This is a genomic window from Streptomyces agglomeratus (assembly GCF_001746415.1).
Lineage (GTDB): Bacteria > Actinomycetota > Actinomycetes > Streptomycetales > Streptomycetaceae > Streptomyces > Streptomyces agglomeratus.
Window position 1 is genome coordinate 694,313 of the sequence record NZ_MEHJ01000001.1, and the last position, 16,382, is coordinate 710,694.

Sequence of the window (16,382 nt, forward strand, 5' to 3'; positions counted from 1 at the left end):
TATCTTCATCGTGACCCTCCGGTCCGTGGGGTCACCGGTGTGGGAACGACGAGGTTCTCGATGTAGCTGTCGAACCAGCGGCCGTTGCCGAGGGTGTTAGTGAAGACCCGGGTGTAGGGCGCCAGCAGCCTGACGCTGCGGTCTAGGGCGGCCTGGTTGCGCTCCAGCATCCGCACCACGGTGTTCAGGCGCGTCAGGGCGGGGCCGATCGCCTCGCGGTTGTCCTGGACCAGGCCCGACAGCTGCATGCTCAGCGCGACGGAGCTCTTGAGCAAGGCGTGGATGACCGCGCGCCGCCTGTGGATCTCCTCGAACAGCTTGTCACCGTCTTTGACCAGCTTGCTGAACTCTCCCTTCCGCTTGGCCAGCACACCCGTGACGCCGTTGGCGTGGTCGAGGAGTTCGCGCAGGGCCTGGTCGCGGGACGACACGGTCCGGGAGATCTTCGACAGCCCTTCGACGGAGGCTTTGACCTCGTCGGGCGCGTCCTCGAAGGTCGCGGAAAGGGTGTCCAGGGCGGTGGCCAATTGCTTCTTGTCGATCTTCTCGGTGGTGGTCGTCAGGTCGCTGAATGCCTCCACCACGTCGTACGCCGCGACCGTGCGGCTCAGCGGGATCTCGCTGCCCGGCTCCAGCAGCCCGGAGCCCTTCGGCTCCAGAGCGAGGTACTTCGCGCCCAGGATCGTCTTGACGCGGATGGACGCACCGGTCCGCGTCCCGAACTCCGGGTCTCCCTTCACCCGGAAGGTGACCTTGACGTGGCCGTCGTCCAGTCCGACGTCGTCGACCTTGCCGACCTTGACGCCGGCGATCCGTACCTCGTCGCCCGGCTTGAGCCCGCCGGCCTCGGAGAATGCCGCGCTGTACGTCTCGCCACTGCCGATCAGCGGCAGGTCCTGGACACGGAACGCGGTGGCGATCACCAGGGCGATCGTGGTGAGGCCGACGGCGCCGATCAGCACGGGGTTGCGTTCACGGAAGGGAATCAACGGCCGCACCTCGCTCGCGCGACATGGAGTTCCGGCGTAAGGACTTCCGCGGTCTTCGGCAGCACGATCCGGCCGTCGAAGTCGCAGAGGTAGAAGTTGAACCAGGAGCCGTACGAAGCGGTGCCGGTCAGCTTGTTGAGCTTCTTCGGCAGCCGCTGGAGCACGCCCTCCACCGTCTTCTCGTGGTCGTTCAGCGTTCCGGTGAGCTCGGAGAGCTCCGCGATGTCGGTCTTCAGCGGCGGGCGGGCGTCCTTGAGGAGGCCCGAAGTGGCCTCCGCGAGGCCGTTGATGCCGGCGAGCGACTCCCCGATGGGTTTACGGTCGGCCGACAGCCCGGAGATGACCCGTTGCAGCTGCGAGATGAGGTCGGAGAAGCGGGTGCTGCGCCGGTCCACCGTCTTCAGCACGGTGTTGAGGTTGTCGATCACGGAGCCGATCAGCTTGTCGCGTTCGGCGAGCGTCGTGGTGAGCGAGGCGGTGTGCGCGAGAAGGCTGCGTACCGTACCGCCCTCGCCCTGGAGGGTCTTGACGATCTCGGTCGCGAGCTGGTTCACGTCCTTGGGGCTCAGCGCGGCGAACAGCGGCTTGAAGCCGTTCAGCAGCGCGTTGAGATCGAGGGCGGGCTCGGTACGGGAGAGCGGGATCCGTCCGCCGGGGCTCAGCGGCGTCGCGTCCCCCGTGCCCTCCATCAGCGCGATGTACCGCTGTCCGATCAGGCTCCGGTAGCGGATGGCGGCACGGGTACTGGTCAGCAGCGGCCGGTCGCGGGAGACGGTGAAGGTGACCTCGGCCAGCGTCCGGTCCATGATGTCGATGCTTTCGACCTCACCGACACGCACCCCGGCGACACGGATGTCGTCACCCTCCTCCAGGCTCGTGACGTCGCTGAATACGGCGGTGTACGCCTCCTTGGGGGTGAAGGAGAGATTGACGATGGTGGCCGCGAGCACGGCGGTCGCCGTCACCGTCACCACCGCGAAGATGCCCAGCTTGATCAGCTGGGGGGCTGTCGTTCTCGCGTTCGTACGGCTCATGCGACGCTCACCGCCGTTCCCCGTGCCATCGGGCCGAAGAGCAGCGTCGTGACCGCCGGCACCTCGTCGGCGGGCACGCCCATGGCCGGGGCCACGAGCGAGGCGACGGCGTTCTGTTCGACCGGCGTGCCGGACACGGCGCCGCCAGGGCTCGGCGAAGCCGACGTACCGTCGTTGAGCTTGGTCGGTGGTGCGGGGACGCGAGGGTGGGGCAGCCCTCGGCAGTTCGGGCCGGAGCGGTCGGCATAGCGCGGTTCCTCGCCGGGTCGGTAGGAGGGACGTTGAGGGACGAATTCGAGGGTGATGCGCATCTTTCCGCCGCTGAAAGCCTGTTCGGAGGCTTTCTCCTGCCGCACCAGCCCGGCCAGCAGGCACGGGTACTCCGGTGAGTAGCGGGCGAAGAGGGCCAGCGTGGGACGGGAGACGCGGCCCAGGGTGATGAGCCGGGCGGAGTTCTCGTCGAGTACGCCTTCGGTGGTGTTCGCGGCGGTGGCGGTCCAGGTGAGGACCGACGCGAGCTGGTCCTCCTGTTCGACGAGCGTCCGGCTGGTGGTGAGGGTGTTGCGCAGCACGCGCAGCAGGTCGGGGGCGGCTTCGCCGTACACCTCGGCCACATCGGCGAACCTGGAGATGTCCTTCTTGAGGGAGGGCATGTGCGGGTTGAGCCGGTGCAGGTAGTCCTCCAGGCGGACGAGGTTGTCACCGATCTTGTCGCCGCGCCCTTCGAGGGCGGTGGAGAAGGCGGACAGGGTGGCGTTCAGCTTGGCGGGCTGGACGGTGCGCAGCAGCGGCAGCAGGTCGTTCATCAGCTGCTGGAGTTCGATGCCGACCGTGGTGCGGTCCTGGGTGATGACGTCACCGGCGCGAATGTGCCGCGCCGAGGAGCTACCCGGGTCCACCAGGTCGACGTACTTCTCACCGAACAGCGTCTTGGGCAGCAGCCGCGCGTGGACGTCGGCCGGGATGAGGCGGACGTGCTCCGGTTTCAGCGCGATGCCGAGGGTCGCCTTCTCGCCGTCGGCCCGCACCTCGCGAACCTCGCCGACCAGCAGGCCGCGCAGCTTGACGTCCGCGCGCGGCTCCAGCTGGTTGCCCAGGGTGTCGGCCTCCAGGGTGATGCGTACGACGGAGGTGAAGACCTGCTGGTAGACGGCGACTGTCAGGGACAGCAGCAGGGCGATGACCGCGATGAACACGATCCCGTACAGCCGCAGCCGGGTGACCCGGGCAAGCGCGGGTTTTGCTGTTCGTATGCGCATCGGCCCGCCTACCCCGCTATCCGTACGGTCGTGTTGGCTCCCCAGATGGCCAGGCTGAGGAAGAAGTCGAGGATGTTGATGGCCACGATCGACGTCCGCACGCCGCGTCCGACCGCGACACCGACACCGGCCGGGCCGCCGCTCGCGTAATAGCCGTAGTAGCAGTGCACCAGGATGATCACGACGGCGAAGACGATCACCTTGCCGAAGGACCAGAGCACGTCGACCGGTGGCAGGTACTGCTGGAAGTAGTGGTCGTACGTTCCGGTGGACTGCCCGTAGTAGCCGGTGGTGATGGTGCGGGCGGCGAAGTAGGAGGACAGCAGGCCGACGACGTACAGCGGGATCACGGCCACGAAGCCGGCGATCATCCGCGTGGTGACCAGGAACGGCAGCGACGGTACGCCCATCACCTCCAGCGCGTCGGTCTCCTCACTGATGCGCATCGCGCCGAGCTGGGCGGTGAAGCCGGCGCCGACCGTCGCGGACAGCGCGAGTCCGGCCACCAGCGGGGCGATCTCGCGGGTGTTGAAGTACGCGGAGAGGAACGCCACGAAGTTGGACGTGCCGAGCTGGTTGAGGGCGGCGTACCCCTGGAGGCCGACCTCGGTGCCGGTGAAGAAGGAGAGGAAGGCGATGACGCCGACCGTGCCTCCCACAACCGCGAGCGCGCCACGGCCGAAGCTCACCTCGGCGAGCAGGCGCAGCACTTCCTTCTTGTAGCGGCGCAGGGTGCGGCCGGTCCAGGCGAGGGATCGCCCGTAGAAGACCATCTGCGTACCCAGCTCCTCCAGGGAGCGGAGCGGGCGGTCGAGAAGTCGTGGCACAACTAACCTCTCTGCGGGACGAGTTGGAAGTACACGGCGGTCATCACGAAGTTCGTCACGAACAGCAACATGAAGGTGATGACGACGGACTGGTTCACGGCGTCACCGACGCCCTTCGGCCCGCCCTGGGCGTTGAGGCCCTTGTACGAGGCGACGATCGCGGCGATGGCGCCGAAGACGAGGGCCTTCAGCTCGGCCGCCCACAGATCGGAGAGCTGCGCGAGGGTGGTGAAGGAGGCCAGGTAGGCGCCGGGGGTGCCGTTTTGCATGACGACGTTGAAGAAGTAACCACCGGCCACTCCGACGACGGAGACCAGGCCGTTGAGCAGGACCGCCACCAGCATCGTGGCCAGCACCCGGGGGACGACCAGCCGGTGGATCGGGTCGATGCCGAGCACCTGCATCGCGTCGATCTCCTCGCGGATCTTCCGTGCCCCGAGGTCCGCGCAGATCGCGGTGCCGCCGGCGCCGGCGATGAGCAGCGCCGTGACGATGGGTGAGGCTTCGCGCAGCACGGCGAGCACCGAGGCGGCGCCGGAGAACGACTGAGCACCGAGCTGCCGGGTCAGGCTGCCGATCTGGAGCGCGATGACGGCGCCGAAGGGGATGGAGACGAGGGCGGTGGGGAGGATGGTGACACTGGCGATGAACCATGCCTGCTGGATGAACTCCCGCAGCTGGAAGGGGCGCCTGGGGAGGGTCCTGAGGACGTCCAGGGCCATGGCGAAGAGGCTGCCGGAGTGTTTCAGGGCTCCGGTGGGGGACAGACTCACGCGTCCGCCACCTCCTCTCCCTTCTTCCGGGGCGACTCCGCCTCGTCGTGTGGCTCCGATTTCTGGGGTGGCTCCGTCTTCTGGGGTGACTCCGTCTCGTCGTGTGGCTCCGCCTTCTGAGGTGGCTCCGCCTGGTCGTGTGGCTCCGCCTTCCCGGGGGGCTCCGCCTTTCGGCGCGTCTCCACCTCGCGTTCGGCGATCGCCTGCCAGCGGGGCGGGCGGGTGACTCCGGGGCTGGGCAGCAGGCGCGGGGTCATGGCCGTCGTGGACTCTTCGCCGGCGTTCTGTCCGACGCCGTTGCCGAGATCGGCGAGCTCCTGCTCGACCTGGGCGGCGTCCTTCTCCTCCGCCATGCCGATCGGTCCCTGCATACGGCCGTTGAGGAACTGCCGTACGACCGGCTCGTCGCTGGTGAGCAAGTCCTCGCGCGGACCGAACATCACCAGCTCGCGCCGGAAGAGCAGCCCGATGTTGTCGGGGACCAGGCGGGCCGAGGCGATGTCGTGGGTAACGATGAGGAAGGTCGCGTCGATCTGCGCGTTCAGGTCGACGATCAGCTGGTTGAGATAGGCCACTCGCACCGGGTCGAGCCCGGAGTCCGGTTCGTCGAACAGGATGATCTCCGGGTCGAGCACCAGCGCCCGCGCCAGTCCCGCCCGCTTTCGCATACCGCCGGATATCTCGCCGGGCAGTTTGTCCTCGGCACCGATCAGACCGACCATGTCCATCTTTTCCAGGACGATCCGTCTGACCTCGCTCTCCGGCTTGCGGGTGTGCTCGCGCAGCGGAAAGGCGATGTTGTCGTACAGACTCATCGATCCGAAGAGCGCGCCGTCCTGGAACAGGACCCCGAAGAGCTTGCGAACCTCGTACAGATCGCGCTCGCGGAGCTTGGTGATGTCCTGTCCGGCGATCTTGATCGATCCCCGCTCCGGCTTGAGCAGTCCCACGAGCGTCTTGAGAAACACCGACTTTCCCGTACCCGAGGGGCCGAGCATGACGGATACCTCACCGGCGGGCAGTGTCAACGACACGTCCTGCCAGATGACCTGGTGGCCGAAGGATTTCGTCAACCCTTCCACGCAGATCTCGACGCCCATCCGGTTCACCCTTCAGCGGGGAGCAGCTCTGACATCTGCTCTACGGGGAAGGGCGGCGGGTCCGTCGCGGAGAAACGAAGATTTTTAACCGGGCGGAAATCAGCGGCGTACGCCGGTGTGCGGAGCCTCGTCCGACGTGCCGGCCGGCACGTCGGCAGGCACGTCGGCAGGCACATCCGCGGGAACGTCCGCGGGGAGAGGGGCGGAGACGGGCGCGGGAACGGTGGTGGAGACGGGCGCGACAACGTCCGGCACGGCAGTGGTCTCCGGCAGCGACGGTGCGGCGGGCAGTTGGGGAGTGTCCGGGGCGTCCGGGAGCGGTGCCGAGACCTCCGGCAGTGTCACCTCCGGTGCCCGGACCTCCGGCGCCCGAACCCCCGGCAGGGGAACCTCGGCCGACCCCGTCGGCAGCGCGGTCGGTGACGTCTCCCCGCCCGGAGGGCGAGAGCCTGCGGCTTCGGAGCGAACCGACGGGCCCGGAGATCCCGGGGAGTCCGGGGAGTCCGGGGAGTCCGGGGAGTCCGGGGAGTCCGGGGAGTCCGGGGAGTCCGGCGAAGCACCCGGAATTTCGTAGCCGGCCGCGTCCACCTCCTCCCGCACCTCCGACGTGCCGGGCTGCGACGCGGGCCGTTGCTGACCCGACTCGTACGTGAAGGGCACGACCAGTCCTGCCACGGCCAGCGTCGCCGCCGCGGATGCCGCGGCGAGCGCCGGGGCATGCCCGCCCGCCTGACTGGCCTGGTCCCGGCCGCGTCCGATCAGCCACAGGCCGAGCGCCAGCGTTGCGGCCAGCGACTTGCGGAGCGTACGCCGGGCCCTGGCCAGCAGCGACTCGACCGCTTCGTAACTGAGGTCCATCTCCCGGGCGATCTGTCCGACGTCCCGGTCCTCCGACTTGAGCCGGAGTGCCTCCGCCTGGCGGGCGGGCAGCTCCTTGCTCCGGTTCGCCAGCCACTTGGCCTCCGCCCGGTCGCACACCGTCTCCTCGACGGGGACGGGGCCGGGGGCGGTGAGCGTCCGGGTGCCCGACACCTGGGCCTCCCGGTGGACCTGCCGGTACCGGTCGACGCACAGGCGCATGGTCACCGTCGTCAGCCATGCGCCCATCCGCGCGTCGTCGAGGTGCGCGTACTGCGCGCCGCGCAGCATGGCCTCTTGTACGGCGTCTTCGGCGTCCTCGGCGCTCATGGAGCGGCGACGCGCCACCTTGAGCAGGTGCTCGCGATGGCCCCACATGCGCTGCCACCGCAGATGGGCCCCTTCGTCACCGGGTCGCGCCAGGTGAGCGGGGTGCGTATCCGTCGCCATGAAGCCCCTCCTCGCACTCACGCCTGATGGCCGGGAGGTTACCGCCCGGTATCCGGAGATGTGGAGAGGTGACGCCGGAGCGAGTCCTAACCGTTGCCGGCCAGCGTCCCGCCGTTACCGTCCGGGAGGACACCGTCACCCGGCAACTCGATGCCGGTGCCTGAAGTGGTGGCCGGAGGCGGCGCCGGCGCCACCCCGCCGACCGGGCTGTCGGACGGCGACGGCTTCGGGGTGGGCCTCGGAGTGGCCCTCGGAGACGGCTTCGACGAGGCCGACGGCGGCGCGGACGCCGGCCGGGAGGGGACCGCCCCGGCACGCGGCTGCGGAGTGGCCGTCCGCGCGGTGCCGGAAGAGCCCGGCTTCGTACCGGAAGCGGAACCCGGACGCGAACCCGAACCCGAACCGGAAGCGGAAGCGGGACCGGAACCCGTACCGCTCAAGCCCGGCACCACGCGGTGGCCGTCCCTGAAGTAGCCGTACCAGGACAGGACGACACGGAGGTATTCCCGGGAGTGGTTGTAGGAGAGGATCGCGCGGTCGATGTCTCGTGACCGCGAGAGGCTGCGACCGCCCGCGCACAGGTAACGGCCCGCCGCCAGCGCCGCGTCGTGGACGTTGTGGGGGTCCGCGCTGCCGTCGCCGTTGCCGTCGGCGCCCCACCTGGCCCAGGTGGACGGGATGAACTGCATGGGGCCGACGGCGTGGTCGTAGGAGCTGTCGCCGTCATACGCACCGCCGTCGGTGTCCCGGATCTCCGCGAATCCGCGGCCGTTCAGCTGCGGTCCGATGATGGGCGTGTACGTCGTACCGGCCGCGTCCACCCGCCCGCCCCGCGCCTGACCGGACTCCACTTGACCGATCGCCGCGAGCAACTGCCAGCGCAGATCGCATTCCGGCGCGCTCCGGGCGAGCGCCGACTCCGCCTTCCGGTACGCGGCGAGGACTGTGCCGGGCACCGCTGCCCGGCCGATCGTGACGACGGGGCCGGCTCCCGGGGACGAAGGCGCGGATGAACCGGACAAGTAGCGCACCACCAGTGGGGGCAGCTCGCGGTAATAGTGCGTATCACCCGAAATGCCCAGGCGTGGTGCTGCGCCGGCCCTCTCGGGAGCGGAGGCCCACGCCGCGGCACCCGGCCCCTGCGACCCGGTCAGTGCCACCATGGCCGCCGCCGCGGCCGCCGTCCCCGTCACACCTCTGCGTATCCGTCCAGCCATATGTCAGGCTCCTCCTCATCCCGCTGCCGCACCCAACGGGCGCGGACACTGTCACCTGTCTCTACGGGGAGGAGCGGCCGGTCCGTCGCGGAAGTCCACCGCACTGTTCACCGGTTCGTCCCGTGCGGCGCGTGGACCATCCACAGCACCGAGGGCCTGCTCAAGAACACGTCCAAGTTTGGCGTCGGCCACTGAGCACACCGACGCCCAACGACGCTCGTTCCGGGGTTCACATGACCCACTCCCCGGCTTCGACCTGATGCCCCGTACCAGGAACCGGCCACCAGGCCGATGACGGTCGGAGCGGATGCCACTACCGACCCACCGGCGGACATACCGAAGCCCTCGATCGGCTCGGTCGCCCCCCGAGGCCGCGCTCCTTCACTCGAGGTCCACCCACAGAATCCGGACAGCTTCCCGACGTGACGACTGACACGATTGCCGGCATGCGACAACAAATTCTCCAATCCTCACCTCAGTTGTCCGCAAAATCTTTTGATCTACGCCGGCGCAACGAGCATCACAGGAAGATCAACTTGGTTCAACTTCGCACTATGTGCGAGCCCTTGTCCGCATAGCGACCGCCGACTGTGCCGAGACTTCGTCCGGCCGGGCACAAGGCTGTAGTCATATTCACCGACGGCCCGCCGGGGCCCGGTCGGCCTGACCAGCCGACTCCTCCTCGGTGAGGGGTCGTCAATGTGCTGCCCCGCGCCGGCACAGGGACACCGGGGCGCACCGACTCGCAATCGACTCGCAGCAACCAGCTCGCACCAACCAGGGGGAACACCCATGTCTCAACTAAGCCGACGCCGCGCCCTAGGCGCCTCCGCCACAGCTCTGGCCGGCCTCGCTCTGACGGGCTTCGTGCGCACGGCCGCGCCGTCCGGTCCTCCGGCCGCCGAACACGGCAACCGGGCTCACTCCCCGGGGGGCTCCGGGCACACACCCACACAGCCGAAGCCGTTCGACGAGTCCTTCAAAGGACGTCGCATACAAGGTGCGCCGTCACATCACGGAGGACACCACGGCGTGGGTTACTCCGTGCACATCGACGGCGAGGAACTGCACGTGATGCAGAACGCCGACGGCACGTGGATCAGCGTGGTCAACCACTACGAGACGTTCACCAGCCCGCGGGCCGTGGCTCGCGCCGCCGTGGTCGAACTTCAGGGATCGCAGCTCGAACCCCTGCTCTGAGCCTCACCGCCGTCCAGCGACGCCGTCCAGCCCTGACCCGAAGGCATTTCCATGACCGTACGCAAGAACCAGGCGCACCTCACCCCCACCGAGAAGCGCAACTTCGTCGACGCACTGCTCGAACTCAAGCGCAGCGGGCGCTACGACACGTTCGTCACCACACACAACGCGTTCATCATGAGCGACACCGACAACGGTGACCGTGTGGGCCACCGTTCGCCGTCCTTCCTCCCCTGGCACCGCAGGTTCCTCATACAGTTCGAGCAGGCTCTCCAGGCGGTGAACCCGGAGGTGGCGCTGCCCTACTGGGACTGGACGGTGGACCGCTCCCCCACCTCCTCCCTGTGGGCGGCCGATTTCCTGGGCGGTACCGGCCGAAGCAGGGACGGGCAGGTGAGCGACGGTGCATTCGCGGTCACCGCCGGCAAATGGCCCGTGTCCGTACGGGTCGACGGACGTGGTTTCCTCCGCCGCGCCCTGGGATCCGGCGGACAGCAGCTGCCCACGCGTGCGGAGGTCGACGCCGTACTCGCGATGCCCACGTACGACACCGCGCCCTGGAACAGCGCGTCCGACGGATTCCGCAACCACCTGGAGGGCTGGCGCGGCGTCAACCTGCACAACCGCGTACATGTGTGGGTGGGCGGACAGATGGGCACGGGCGTGTCCCCCAACGACCCGGTCTTCTGGATGCACCATGCGTTCATAGACCGCCTCTGGGCCCAGTGGCAGGCACGGCACCCGGGATCGACGTACCTGCCTGCCGTCCAAACACGCAACGTGGTGAGCCTCAATGACGTCATGCGGCCCTGGAACGACGTGACACCCGCCGACATGCTGGATCACACCAGGCACTACACCTACGACACCGCGGCGTAACCCGGGCCTCTCCCCTCACCGGCTTGTGGGGAACGGGAGTGGCCGCGGAGGCGGCCGGTAAGGTGCCACGGTCCGGGGGGCCGCGGTGGTGTGGGCTTCGCCGCCGGTGATCGAGTCGGCGATCCGAAGGACGAGCCGAGCGGCCTCGCGATTCGGTGCGGCCCTACTTGGAATCCGCTCGTCGGCCTAGGCGAGGTGCTCCCATGCCCGGGCGTGCGAGCACCGCACGGCGAGGGCCGCGATGTCGTCGCCGAGCGCTCCACCGCTGTACTGGAGCAGGTCCCGGTGCAGCCGGTCGAGCAACTCGCGGGGCGGCGTCGGGCCTTGCCTCGGCATCCAGTCCGGCAGCGGGAAGAACTCACCGGTGCGGTCCCGGGTCTCTGTGACACCGTCCGTGTAGAGCAGCAACTGGTCGCCCGGGGTGAAGGCGACGGTGTCCACGCAGTATTGGCTTCCGAGGAGTGTCGCGAGGTTGAGGGGCGGCGAGACTGTGGTGGGGTCCAGGACGCGGGTCTCCCCACCGTGCACGAGCAGCGGTGGGGGGTGGCCGCAGTTGAGGAGCCTCACCTGGCCGCCGCTGTGAGGAATTTCGGCGAGTACAGCAGTGGCGAAGCGCTCGGGCAGGTCCGGGGAGGGGAAGGCCGCGCTGTATCGGGTGATGCTGATCTCCAGTCGCCGAATGATGCCCCTCAGGTCCGGTTCGTCGTACGCCGCCTCCCTGAAGGAGCTGATCACCGCCGAGGCCGCCCCCACCGCGGACAGGCCCTTGCCGCGTACGTCGCCGATGAGCAGCCGGACTCCGTACGGTGTGTCGACCGCCTCGTAGAAGTCGCCGCCGATCCGGGCCTGCTCTTGGGCCGCCAGATACAGCGACTCGATCTCGACGCCCGCCATGCGGCCCGGCAGGGGGCGCAGCAGAACCTTCTGGGCGGCGTCGGCGACGAGCCGGACGTGGAAGAGTGCCTCCTCCCGCTGGAGCCGGACGTGGCTCGCGTATGCGGCCGCCAAGGTGACGGTGATGATCGCAGCCGCCGTGTACGGCGTCCCCAGGTCGGTGTAGGCGAAGCTGAGGCCAATCATGACCAGCAGGCAGAACGCGCCCAGCAGGATCGTGGGGACCACGGGCCACATCGCGGCGGCGAGGGCGGGTGCAGCGGGCAGGAGGCGGCTGAAGGCGATCTCCCTGGGGGTGGAGAACGCCAGGCCGGCGATGAGGACGGTAAGGATCACCGGTGACAGCCAGGCAGCTTCCCACCTGCCGCCGTAGGGAGGACGACGGCGCCGGAGCCGCCTGGACTTGATCACAAAGCGCATCATATCGGGAGTAGATCGAACACCTAGCACCCTAATGGGTCATACGGCAACGCGTCCGCGATCACCGAGAGCACGCTCGGCGAAGCACTGCCCGTGCTGTGACCGCATGGATAGTCAGCGCGTCGCTCGGCATAGGAGGTGCCCCTCGGGCTAAAGGGTGCGCGCGGCCGTGGGCTGCGAGGCGCGTGCCGCGACGAGCAGGAACAGTCCGCAGGCCGCCACGAGCAGCCAGCCCGGGCGCGACGCGGCGGCGAGGCCGGCGCGTTCGGCGCCCGCGACCAGGCCCCCGGCGACGGCGATTCCGACCGCCGCACCGACCTGGCGCGCGGTGGAGGTGATCGCCCCGGCCACACCGGCTTGGGACGGCGGCAAACCGCTGACCGCGGTATTGGTCAGAGGGGCGTTGGCGAAGCCGAACCCCACGCCGATGAGCAGGTAGGCGATGAGGATCAGCGCCACGCTCGTGTCCTGGCCCAGGTCGACCAAGCACAGACCGCCAGCCGCGGTGAAGGCGCCCGCGAGGATCAGCGGACGTCGCGGACCGAGGCGTCCCACCAGGCTGCCCGCCAAGGGCGCGCACAAGGTGGCTCCGAGTGCCATGGGGAGGGTCGCGGCGCCCGTCGCGAGCGGTGTCCAGCCACGGGTGTGCTGGAGGTACAGGGTATTGAGCAGCAGGCTCACGTTCAGCGCGACGAACACCGCCATGGCGCCGAGTACCGCTGTCGCGAACGGCGGCCGGCGGAAGAGGCCGAGGTCCATCAGGGGTTGGCTGCGGCGCAGCTCGACCCGGACGAACCCGGCCGTCGCAGCCGTGATCAGGGCGTAGACGACGAGGGCTGTGGGTGATGCCCAGCCGATGCGGGGTCCTTCGATGAGGACGCCGACAAAGAGACAGAGAAGTACGGTGAGAAGCACCTGACCCGGCAGGTCGAGTCTCCGGGCACGCTTCGCGCGCGACTCCGGTACGAACACGGCGACCAGGACGAGGGCGACGACGACAACAGGCGCGTTGATCCAGAACACCGAGCGCCAGCCGAACGCGGCGATGAGCGCGCCGCCGGTGACCGGGCCCGCCGCCATGCTGAGCCCGAAGACCGACGCCCACACACCGATCGCACGGGCCCGTTCCCGTGGGTCGGGCATCGCGTTCACCACGATCGCCAGGGCCACGGGGCTCAGCATGGAGGCCCCGATCCCCTGGACGGCCCGGGCGGCGACGAGGACGCCGAGTGACGGGGCGAGGGCGCATGCGACGGAGGCCAGGCCGAACACGACCAGTCCGCACTGGAAGACGCGGCGGCGTCCGAAGCGGTCCGCGAGCGCGCCGGAGACGATGAGGAGGCTGGCCAGGACCACGGTGTAGGCGTTGACCACCCACTCGAGACCGCGAGTGTCCACGCCGAGGCCGTGCCCGATCTCAGGCAGTCCGACGTTGACGATGGTGGTGTCCACACCCACCAGGAACATGCTGAGCGCGCACACGGTCAGCACCGTCCAGCGTCGGCGCGCGCTCAGCGGGGAGGGTGGAGCGGCCAGGGATGTCGCGAGCACAGGGAGCCCTCTTTCTACGGAATCGGTCGCCGCCCAGGCTCGGGTGAGGGGAGGGCTCAGAGCCAGGAACTTTGCGGAGACTGCAAAATGGCCGCATGGACGACGATCTCGCGGAACTCCTCGACAGCATCGGGCCACGGCTGCGCGCCCTGCGGCGCGACCGCGGCCTCACCCTCGAAACCCTCGCGAAGGACACCGGAATCTCCGTGAGCACGCTGTCGCGCCTGGAGTCCGGCCGGCGGCGTCCGACGCTCGACCTTCTCATCCCGCTCGCCCGGGCCCACCGCGTCGCACTGGACCAACTGGTGACCCCTCCGGCCACGGGTGACCCACGGATACATCTGAAGCCGCACAGCCGGGAGCCTGGAAACGTCCTTGTCCCACTGACGCAGTACCCGGGCCGGGTCCAGGTCTTCAAGCAAGTGCTCGCGCACCGGGAACCGAGACTGGTGACCCACTCCGGCTACGAATGGCTCTACGTACTGGCCGGCGAACTCCGCCTCATTCTCGGTGAGCGCGACATCATTCTCCGGCCGGGCGAGGTGGCCGAGTTCGACACCACTGAACCCCACTGGTTCGGGCCCGCCCACGCCGAAGCGGTGGAAATCCTGCACCTGTTCGGCCCCCACGGCGACCAGGCCGTCGTCCGCACCGGCCCGACGGCGAACGACTGAGGGGCCCGCCTCCCGGTGGCAGGCGATCCGAGTCGGCGGCGAGGGGCCGGCCCGTCATGGACGAGCGCACTCGGGAGCCCGACCCAGGCCGGTCACCCTCGCCCCCAGGGGATGCCCCTGCCGGCCAGCACCTTTGCCACCCGCCTCGGCTGACTGACCGATGGCTGGCTAATGGCTAACTGACTGACCTACAACCGCGCCTTGTCGAACGCCCCGAAGGTCTGCTGCTGAGACACCGCAACCAGGCGTATCGGCTCCACGTCTCAGTGGCATGACCTCCACCTCGCCCCACGCCGCCCCGGACGCACCTCCTTGGCCGCACTGCCGGTACGGCGCCACAGCGGACAACGTGGACGTGGGGTGCCGAGGCCGCCTCGTCGAGCCCCACACCGCATGCCTGGCCCACCTGGGCGACGCCGATCGCTCGGGCTACCTCGCCGGTCTGCACCCCGGCGCGGACCTCGACCATCGAGGCACGCCGATTTCGGAAGAACTGCTGAGTGGCCTGCTCCGCGCCGTAATGGAACCCGAATCAGCCAGGGTTCGCCTCGGCCATGCTCTCTTCGGACTGGCCAAGTTCTACGGGAACGCCGACTTCGGCGGGGTGGAGATCGAAGGCAACGCCGACTTCACCAAGGTGGAGATCGGCGGCGACGTCGACTTCACCAGGGCGGTGATCGGAGGCAACGCCGTGTTCGTGGAGGCCGACATTCGCGGTGATGCCCAGTTCTCCAGCGCCGATATCCGCGGATACGCCCAGTTCGACGGCGCGAGGATCGGCGGCCATGCCCAGTTCGCCAGGGCCGCGATCGGCGGCTATGCCTGGTTCGCAAGGGCCGAGATCGGCAAGGACGCCCAGTTCCCAAGGGCTCGGATCGGCAGTGACACCTGGCTCGCGAGTGCGTCGATCGGTGGTCATGTTCAGTTCGGCGGTTCGATCTTGGGCGGTGACGCCGCGTTCCGCGGAGCTACCATCGCCGGCGACGCCCAGTTCGTCGGCGCGGCCTTCGAAGGTGATGCCACGTTCCGCACTGCGACGATCGGAGGGCACGCCGACTTCGGAGGGGTGACCTTCGGTGGCGACGCCCGGTTCGGCGGAGCCACGATCGCCGGCGACACCACGTTCCGCAGGGTGGTGTTCGAGCACATCGCGACCGTAGGACCACTGGTATGCACAGGAGCACTGGATCTGACGGAGGCGGTGTTCGCAACCGCGGTGACCATTGAGGCGGCAGCCGGCACCGTGTGCTGCCGACGAACCCGATGGGCTTCCACGGCCGCACTGCGACTGCGGCACGCCACCGTGGACCTGAGCGACGCGGTGCTGGAGTACCCAGTGAGCATCTCCGCCCAGGCGAAACGCTTCACCGAGGACGGACGGGAGATCCCCGAACTCGGGTTGACGGACCCCCGCGTGCGGGCGGCATCACTGCGCGGCGTAGATGCGGCTCACCTGGTGCTGACCGACGTGGACCTCACCGACTGCCTGTTCGCCGGAACCGTCCACCTCGACCAGTTACGGCTGGACGGACTGTACGTGTTCGCCACCACCCCCACCGGTTTTCGTCGGCGCGGGGTGGTGCCGGTGCGCTGGACGCCGCGCCGAACACTGGCCGAGGAGCATCACTGGCGCGCCACCCGCCCGGCCCGTGCGGGTGGCTGGAACCCCGCACCGGGCGGAGAAGTGCCGTTGGAGCCGGCCGCACTGGCGCCGGTGTACCGACAGCTTCGCAAGGCCTTCGAGGACGGCAAGCACGAACCCGGCGCCGCCGACTTCTACTACGGCGAGATGGAAATGCGCCGCCACGCCCATGACATACCCCGAAGCGAGCGAGCCCTCCTCACCGCCTATTGGGCGCTGTCCGGTTACGGTCTGCGCGCCTCCCGCGCCTTGGGCTGGCTGCTGGGGAGCATGGCTGCGACCGTGCTGGTGATGCTGCTGTGGGGGCTTCCCAAGGACGACCCGAAGCCTGGGAAGCCCATTGCGCTGACCGGCCGAAGCGTCACTCTGACCATCAACAGGCCCGAGCCGGTCAACCCCGACCAGCCATACCGGGAGCGTCTGTCGACCAAGAGGTTCGAGAAGTCCTTGCGGGTAGTCATCAACTCGGTGGTCTTCCGCGCCTCGGGCCAGGACCTGACCACCGCCGGTACCTACACCGAGATGACTTCCCGGTTGGTCGAACCCGCCCTGCTCGGCTTCGCCGTCCTTGCCGTGCGCGGCCGGGTGAAACGCTAGCAAGTCACGTGCTGGCAC

14 protein-coding genes are annotated in these 16,382 nt (G+C 68.9%); 4 read left to right on the forward strand and 10 right to left on the reverse strand.

Annotated elements, in window-relative coordinates; translation table 11 throughout:
- Positions 1–5: 5 nt before the first annotated feature.
- From AS594_RS02730 to AS594_RS02765, 8 genes are all read right to left on the reverse strand, one after another.
- Complete coding sequence (locus tag AS594_RS02730; protein ID WP_069933999.1) at positions 6–989, reverse strand: MCE family protein; 984 nt, start codon at positions 987–989, stop codon at positions 6–8.
- Entirely contained in the window at positions 986–2,023 is a 1,038-nt protein-coding gene (locus AS594_RS02735; RefSeq protein ID WP_069925481.1) for an MCE family protein, read from the reverse strand. The genes AS594_RS02730 and AS594_RS02735 overlap by 4 nt, the downstream gene beginning before the upstream one ends.
- A complete protein-coding gene (locus tag AS594_RS02740) occupies positions 2,020–3,282 on the reverse strand; it encodes an MCE family protein (protein ID WP_069925482.1) in 1,263 nt (420 codons plus the stop codon). Before AS594_RS02740 ends, AS594_RS02735 begins: the two co-directional genes overlap by 4 nt.
- 8 nt (positions 3,283–3,290) lie before the next feature.
- Positions 3,291–4,055 (reverse strand): ABC transporter permease, encoded by a 765-nt coding sequence (locus AS594_RS02745; protein ID WP_069930222.1) that lies wholly within the window; start codon positions 4,053–4,055, stop codon positions 3,291–3,293.
- 56 nt (positions 4,056–4,111) lie between these two features.
- On the reverse strand, positions 4,112–4,882 hold the full coding sequence (locus AS594_RS02750; RefSeq protein ID WP_069925483.1) for an MlaE family ABC transporter permease: 771 nt from the start codon (positions 4,880–4,882) through the stop codon (positions 4,112–4,114).
- Positions 4,879–5,982 (reverse strand): ABC transporter ATP-binding protein, encoded by a 1,104-nt coding sequence (locus AS594_RS02755; RefSeq protein ID WP_240508914.1) that lies wholly within the window; start codon positions 5,980–5,982, stop codon positions 4,879–4,881. The genes AS594_RS02750 and AS594_RS02755 overlap by 4 nt, the downstream gene beginning before the upstream one ends.
- Positions 5,983–6,081: 99 nt before the next feature.
- Positions 6,082–7,290 carry an RNA polymerase sigma factor gene (locus AS594_RS02760; RefSeq protein ID WP_069934935.1) on the reverse strand — a complete coding sequence of 403 codons (1,209 nt, stop codon included), beginning with the start codon at positions 7,288–7,290 and terminating at the stop codon, positions 6,082–6,084.
- Between the two features lie 86 nt (positions 7,291–7,376).
- Entirely contained in the window at positions 7,377–8,507 is a 1,131-nt protein-coding gene (locus AS594_RS02765; protein ID WP_069925485.1) for a lytic transglycosylase domain-containing protein, read from the reverse strand.
- A gap of 792 nt (positions 8,508–9,299) precedes the next feature.
- Here AS594_RS02765 and melC1 point away from each other — a divergent pair.
- Both melC1 and melC2 read left to right on the forward strand, forming a co-directional pair.
- The gene (gene melC1 / locus AS594_RS02770; protein ID WP_069925486.1) at positions 9,300–9,707 is read left to right on the forward strand and encodes an apotyrosinase chaperone MelC1; all 408 of its coding nucleotides are present in this window, start codon (positions 9,300–9,302) and stop codon (positions 9,705–9,707) included.
- A gap of 51 nt (positions 9,708–9,758) precedes the next feature.
- Positions 9,759–10,586, forward strand: coding sequence for a tyrosinase MelC2 (melC2, locus tag AS594_RS02775; RefSeq protein WP_069925487.1), 828 nt, complete (start codon positions 9,759–9,761; stop codon positions 10,584–10,586).
- A 186-nt stretch (positions 10,587–10,772) separates the two neighbouring features.
- Here melC2 and AS594_RS02780 read toward each other — a convergent pair whose 3' ends face one another.
- Both AS594_RS02780 and AS594_RS02785 read right to left on the reverse strand, forming a co-directional pair.
- On the reverse strand, positions 10,773–11,816 hold the full coding sequence (locus AS594_RS02780; RefSeq protein WP_069925488.1) for a PP2C family protein-serine/threonine phosphatase: 1,044 nt from the start codon (positions 11,814–11,816) through the stop codon (positions 10,773–10,775).
- A gap of 234 nt (positions 11,817–12,050) precedes the next feature.
- Complete coding sequence (locus AS594_RS02785) at positions 12,051–13,451, reverse strand: MFS transporter (RefSeq protein ID WP_069933504.1); 1,401 nt, start codon at positions 13,449–13,451, stop codon at positions 12,051–12,053.
- A 95-nt stretch (positions 13,452–13,546) separates the two neighbouring features.
- Here AS594_RS02785 and AS594_RS02790 point away from each other — a divergent pair, with 95 nt between their 5' ends.
- The gene (locus AS594_RS02790; RefSeq protein WP_069925490.1) at positions 13,547–14,125 is read left to right on the forward strand and encodes a helix-turn-helix domain-containing protein; all 579 of its coding nucleotides are present in this window, start codon (positions 13,547–13,549) and stop codon (positions 14,123–14,125) included.
- A gap of 271 nt (positions 14,126–14,396) precedes the next feature.
- Positions 14,397–16,364, forward strand: a complete 1,968-nt coding sequence (locus tag AS594_RS02795; protein WP_069933503.1) for a pentapeptide repeat-containing protein — start codon at positions 14,397–14,399, stop codon at positions 16,362–16,364.
- The last annotated feature ends 18 nt before the right edge of the window (positions 16,365–16,382 follow it).